At 44.5% G+C, this 5924-nt stretch carries 5 protein-coding genes and 1 pseudogene; 3 read left to right on the top strand and 3 right to left on the bottom strand.

Translation table 11 applies throughout. The features are described 5' to 3' along the window. Positions 1 to 101: 101 nt before the first annotated feature. Positions 102 to 765 (top strand): annotated as a pseudogene (locus QUB20_RS27885) (ISAs1 family transposase); the annotation flags it as partial. Between the two features lie 80 nt (positions 766 to 845). Here QUB20_RS27885 and QUB20_RS27880 read toward each other — a convergent pair. Next, on the bottom strand, positions 846 to 1808 hold the full coding sequence (locus QUB20_RS27880; RefSeq protein WP_333244007.1) for a glycosyltransferase family 2 protein: 963 nt from the start codon (positions 1806 to 1808) through the stop codon (positions 846 to 848). Positions 1809 to 2093: 285 nt separating this feature from the next. Here QUB20_RS27880 and QUB20_RS27875 point away from each other — a divergent pair, with 285 nt between their 5' ends. Beyond that, entirely contained in the window at positions 2094 to 2717 is a 624-nt protein-coding gene (locus QUB20_RS27875) for a TenA family protein (protein WP_333244001.1), read from the top strand. Positions 2718 to 2755: 38 nt separating this feature from the next. On the opposite strand, the gene QUB20_RS27870 is transcribed toward QUB20_RS27875, so the two are convergent. Both QUB20_RS27870 and QUB20_RS27865 read right to left on the bottom strand, forming a co-directional pair. Continuing rightward, positions 2756 to 2911: a hypothetical protein gene (locus QUB20_RS27870; protein WP_333291809.1), complete on the bottom strand. Its 156-nt coding sequence runs from the start codon at positions 2909 to 2911 to the stop codon at positions 2756 to 2758. Positions 2912 to 3426: 515 nt separating this feature from the next. Further along, positions 3427 to 4719, bottom strand: coding sequence for a pentapeptide repeat-containing protein (locus tag QUB20_RS27865; protein WP_333243997.1), 1293 nt, complete (start codon positions 4717 to 4719; stop codon positions 3427 to 3429). 119 nt (positions 4720 to 4838) lie between these two features. Here QUB20_RS27865 and QUB20_RS27860 point away from each other — a divergent pair, with 119 nt between their 5' ends. Continuing rightward, positions 4839 to 5294, top strand: a complete 456-nt coding sequence (locus tag QUB20_RS27860; RefSeq protein ID WP_333243994.1) for an aspartyl protease — start codon at positions 4839 to 4841, stop codon at positions 5292 to 5294. The last annotated feature ends 630 nt before the right edge of the window (positions 5295 to 5924 follow it).

Raw genomic sequence — 5924 nt, 5'->3', positions numbered from 1 at the left:
CAAATTTTGGGGGTTGGGGCGCCCCCCCCTACAAAAACGGCCGGGGGGCACGCCCATCCCACAATAACAATTAAAATTGTAAGTTATTTAATTCGCGATCCTTAGAGTTATTAGACCTGACCGGGGCTGACGTTAACATTGATGCGATGGGAACTCAAACCGAGATTGTGAAACAAATTCGCCACAAAAAAGCTGATTATATTGTATCTCTTAAAGCTAATCACCCCACTTTACATTCTCAGGTTAAAGAAGGGTTTGATACCAGAAGAGCTAATAAGTTTGAAGGCATTAAAGTTAGTTATAACCAACAGATTGAAAAGGGACACCATCGCACTGAAAAACGTTATGTTTTGGCTGTTCCTTTAGAGGCTTTCGGTGGTCTTTATCAACAAGACCAGTGGTCGGGACTGCAAACCATCGTCATTATTGAAAGAATCCGCCATCTTTGGAACAAAACGACTCATGAAGTCCAATTTTATCTAACTTCTCTGCCTGCGGATGCTCAACTTCTTGGTCGTGCCATTCGTCAACATTGGACTATTGAAAACCAAGTTCATTGCACTTTAGATGTCACGTTCCATGAGGATCAATGTCGGATTCGTTCAGGTCATAGTCAAGAGTAATTTGGCCATCCTGAGACGGATGGCACTTAACGCTCTTAATCAGGAGAAAACATTGCAGCGTAGTCTTCGTCAAAAAATCAAACAGGCTTCTATGAATAATGATTATATGATGACTGTTCTCAACTCCTTTTGTCAAGCTTGATTGAGATGCTCTTACCCTGCTTAAATTATCTCATAAATTAGATAATTTAGGCACGATGAGTTAACCGATGTTTGCTAAAATTATTTTGGCGATCGGTGTCGATCGCCAAAACCAGCAACTTCTGCCAGCGTATAAAGCGGGCGGCCCTTCACCTCCTCGTAAATACGCCCTATATACTGACCCAAAATCCCAATACTCACCAACTGCACCGCACCCAAAAAGAAAACAGCCATCATCACAATTGTCAAACCCGTTAAGGCAGAACTTGGATAAAAAAGCCGCCAATACAAAATTAAAAAAGCCATTAACACAGATATAAATGCAGCAAATAACCCCATATAAATCGAAAGTCTGAGGGGAACTTTTGAAAAAGATACTAAACCATTCATCGCCAAACTTAAAGATTTTCTGAAGGTATACTTAACCTCGCCAGCAAAACGCGGATCGCGTTCAAACTTAACCGCCGTTTGTTTAAAACCAATCCAAGCCCGCAGTCCCCGAATGTAACGATTGCGTTCTGGCATGGCGTTGAGTACATCCACCACGCACCTATCCATCAAACAAAAATCTCCGGTATCTATCGGAATATCAACATCAGCAAGATGGCGCAAAATGCGATAATACATATAAGCCGGCAACCGCTTAAACCAACCTTCTTGACGGCGTTGAGTGCGTTGAGCGTAAACAACTTGATAGCCCTGCTGCCACTGTTCTACCATATCTATAATTAGCTCTGGCGGGTCTTGTAAATCGCCGTCCATGATGACTACGACTTGACCGCTAGAAAAGTTTAAACCAGCAGTTACAGCTATTTGATGACCGAAATTACGGGCCAAACTGAGGTAACAAATTCGCGCGTCTTTTTCGTGCAATTCTCGCAAAAGTTCGAGAGAGCGATCGCGACTGCCATCATTGATTAAAATTAATTCTACTGGGCCGTCCATTCGATCCATCACGGCACTAATTCGCCGATACAATTCCGCGAGATTTTCTTCTTCGTTATAGATAGGAATTACCAAGGAATACTTAGGTGTATCGTTCATTGCAGTTTCTGTTTAAAAATCGGCTTTTCAACCGTTAAATCAAAAGTTTCTTTTTACCCAAACACGCGGGCTGCTTCACAAGAGAGGTTCGGCACGTAATTTCGCTCTTTGAGCCAGACAACAGCAGCCCCCAAAATAGCCGCATACCAAAAATTATCTATTTTCTTAAATACGAAAAATAAAAGATACCATAAGAATGACACACGCCAAGCTCAAACATCTGTTATCATAGATGTTTAGTCAGACTATAAAAATTACAATCATAACCCATCGATTCAAAATTGCATGACAAATTCCAATTATCTTTGGCAAGCAAATCAAGACTTAAGCGAAGCTTGTCTGCAACATCCCTTTGTCAGAGGGATTGCTGACGGCAGCCTCCCCCAAAATAGTTTTGCATATTACGTTGCACAAGACGCATTTTTTCTGGGAGCCTTCGCTCGCGCTTATAGTATCGCTGCGGCAAAAGCACCCGACTGGGAGGGGTTTGAAATTCTCCACAATCTCGGTAGTGGCGTTTTAGAAGAACTTCGTTTGCATCAAGGATATGCAGCCAAATGGGGTGTAAACTTGCAAGAGGCAAAACCGGGAATCGCTACCCGCCGCTACACAGATTTTTTATTAGCGACAGCCTGGGGGAGTGGTGTAGGTTTGACAGTAGCCGCCATGACTCCTTGCTTGCGGTTGTATGCTTTTTTGGGACAGCAGCTAGCTAAACCTAATATACCGGAACACGCCTTTAGCGACTGGATTTCCACCTATAGCAGCTCGGATTTTGAGATTTTAGCAAAACGGCTGGAAAGTTTGGTCGATCGCTACGCAGAGGCTGGGCCAGAAGTTGAAGCAACCTATCGCTACGCTATGCTATGCGAAAGAGACTTTTTTCAGGCAGCTTGGGAAATAGAGTAAATTAAGTTTGGGCAAAAGATATGGAAAACTATCTTAAGCTACCTAAACGCAGTAAATTTAACAGCCATGTACAGCCGGAATGTAGCCAATACTGTCATAACAGCATATCCCCAACGAGGGTGACTACTCAACACTAAACCGAGTCCGATGGAGAGCGATACAATGCCGTAAGCGTAGCGATGAAGCGATTGCATAACACTGGAGTTGAGCAGTAGCGCTAAAGAGCAAAAGCCGAAATAGACGACTGTAATGCTCAGCCTTTTTCGCCCATACCACAACAAATAGCCACCGCCCAAATCAGAGCAACTTTACTAACAGCTTGCAACCACCAACAATGCAAGCAAAAATGCCCAACTATTAATGAGTATCCCTGCTAATTTTACTTGCATTCCAAAAGTCGTGAAGCCGCGCATAAGCAAAGGAAACAGCGGATAAAAAGCCCCAGAATGCTGATGCCCATCATCTGCATAGCTGTAGCCTAAATTAGCGATTTATATGTGCCATTTACCGTCCCATCAGGAAGCATATAGCAGCGACAAAAATGAATTATTCCCGGCTTTTGGATCGCTCCAGGCGCGGAATTACTTCTAACCCTAAATCAGTATTTGTCATTGCTAAAACAGCGAAAGACTGTAGATTTAAAATTAAAGTGTAGTCCGCTGCCGAGCGATCGCCAAATATATACGTAAGTACAGCCGTACAGCTAATTTTAACGTCCGAGTTTATTGGGAATCCCTTCGCAGCCGCCGGGAATAGTCTCTCTCGACTTCGAGCCGCACCAAGCGCAGCAGTAATAGCGCTGTTCGTCCGACAGCCGCTTGACAGCGGTGAAATCAGCGCGTTCAACCACAGCGCCGGTATGTTCGCCCGTTTGATAGTTGGGAAATTCGGTACGGCTGCGGGGGGATGCAGTTTGTGCCGAGCCGTAGAATAATGCGGCGGCTCTCATGTCGGCGCGAGCGAGATTGGCGTCGTACAAGACAGCGCGCGAGAGGTTGGCTTTCACTAAATCGCACTTGCTGAGATTGGCGCGGACGAGGTTGGCTTCGCTCAAATCCGTCCACCGCAAATCGGTGCCAGCCAGGTTAGCACCCGCTAACATGACATTGAGGTCGATAACGCGGATACCGTGATCTCTATCTTCAGCGTAGCCGCCGTCGCCGTCAAGGATGGGGCGGCCTAAAAGCCGATCGCGCTTCAGCGGAGTAACCAATCTCGACTGCGACAAAAACCGCAAAATTTTAGCTTTACCTTCAGCATCTACACTGCTCATAATTGCAGCGGTGCGGCCTTCTGCGATCGCCCTTTCCTGCGGCCAGTCCTCCAAAAACCCTTGTTCGTCAAGGGCTAAGTCGGAAACCCCTTGAAAATAAGCATCGATCGTTTGCTGCTGCGTAATTCGATTTTGCTGAATAGTCAAATCTTTCGAGATCACGTACTGCCGCCAAGCCACATAAACGCCCAAAATTGCGATCAAAATTTGGCCCAAAGCGCCGATCAACTCGCCGAGAGCCCCGATTGCCTCCCAGTTGATTTGGATGTTGCGGCTTCCCGGTTCAGTATTAGTACCGCTGAGCATCAGCAAGCCAACAATCCCAGCTAAAAGCCCGAAGCAGGCGACGATCAGCGTGCGCCAAGTCGGCGGAATTACCTGCGCCCAGATTTTGCCCCAACTCGGCCACATCAGCCGCAGCGATATGCCGATCGCACCCACGGCACCAATTAAGCCCAGCCAAATGTTGTCATTGGCGAGCCCAAAAATCATCGCTGCGATCAACCCCAGCGTCAGCACTGACCCCGACTTCTCAGGAGTCGTTTGTTCCTGGTTTGGCTGCAATAAAACCTTGCGGGTTGGAGGCTGCTGCTGCGGTTTTTCCGGTTCAGTAGTAGCGACGATTATCCCTGATTCTGGTGGCACATTAGGGCTCGCACCGTTCTGACTTTCTACAGTCACGTTAGATTCAGGGCGATTGGGTTGAGAAGAGTTTGGTTCTGGTGTCATGCGTTGAGGCAAATTCTAACTGTGGCTGGTCAATAAAACGATTTTAACTAACCAAGCAGGATTCTAGATAATATTACAATATAAATCTCCACTAATTACGCTCAAAGAGGAAACATACTATGGCCCTGGTACTCCCCAATCTGCCAGAAAAACAAAGGGGTCAAGTTGTTACAACAATCGCCGTCACGAATCGCATCGATCTAGTTATGGCTGAACGGGGATTCATTGCTGCTGAGGAAGTTCGCTCTGTTACCCTCGATAACGTTGTTGTCGATACTGGAGCAACTCTGCTTTCCTTGCCAGCTCCCATTATTAGCCAACTAGGTTTAAAACAAGTAGGAGAAAGAGAGGTAGAAACATCGGCTGGCATCAAAAAAGGCCGAATTTTTGCAGGCGCTCAAATTATTGTAGAGGGGAGAGAAGGCAGATTTGATTGTTTAGAATTGCCCGAAGGCGTTTCGGCTGTTTTGTTGGGGGTGATTCCAATGGAAGAACTAGGCTTAGAACCAGATTTGAAAAATCGACGGTTGCGAGTATTGCCGATGAACAATCAGCAAACATATCTGATGGGTTAGTTGAGATGCGTTTACCGTAGCACAAACCTCTCGCCTGTGATTCCTATCATGTCCAGTCAATCGATTTTAGATTTTAGATTTTAGATTTTAGATTTTAGAATTGAAGGATTGAAGGATTGAAGTATTGAAGTATTGAAGTATTGAAGTATCGATTTTAGATTTTAGATTTTAGATTTTAAAGTTTAGAATTGAAGTATTGAAGTATTTACCTACGGATAAATTCGGGGAGGGAAGTTTATCGGCTACAGGTTTTTTATTTCTCCACGGATGAATCCGGGGGCTTGTATCCTGGATGCTTTCGGTCAATTAGCCACAATCAAAAATGTTTGTATTTAGGACTAAAATTTTGATAAAAAATTGAGTAATAAATTCCTCATTACCAAGTAATTTTCTTTGTTTTTGATATATTAGATATTATTAATGTCGGTCAAAAAATGACAAAACAACATGGTTTTTTGGTAAATACAAGTTTTTTGCCCTACATCTAGCGAGCAGAATAAGCCTTGAGCAAATACACACTAACAGTCCCAAACATCAAAACAACTAACCCTAAAACAATACTCCGGACAGTTTTTAAATAGGGATGCTTACGCAATAAAGCACAGAAGCGAAAAAACTGAGTGCTATCTG

Origin of the sequence: Microcoleus sp. B4-C2 (assembly GCF_036705265.1) — a bacterium.
GTDB lineage: Bacteria > Cyanobacteriota > Cyanobacteriia > Cyanobacteriales > Microcoleaceae > Microcoleus.
This window is presented reverse-complemented; position numbering and strand designations above follow the sequence as displayed.

Bases quoted from the DNA above. Each gene is read 5' to 3' on its own strand.
- QUB20_RS27880 (WP_333244007.1), bottom strand. From the start codon at position 1,808: ATGAACGATACACCTAAGTATTCCTTGGTAATTCCTATCTATAACGAA.
- QUB20_RS27875 (WP_333244001.1), top strand. From the start codon at position 2,094: ATGACAAATTCCAATTATCTTTGGCAAGCAAATCAAGACTTAAGCGAA.
- QUB20_RS27870 (WP_333291809.1), bottom strand. From the start codon at position 2,911: ATGCAATCGCTTCATCGCTACGCTTACGGCATTGTATCGCTCTCCATC.
- QUB20_RS27865 (WP_333243997.1), bottom strand. From the start codon at position 4,719: ATGACACCAGAACCAAACTCTTCTCAACCCAATCGCCCTGAATCTAAC.
- QUB20_RS27860 (WP_333243994.1), top strand. From the start codon at position 4,839: ATGGCCCTGGTACTCCCCAATCTGCCAGAAAAACAAAGGGGTCAAGTT.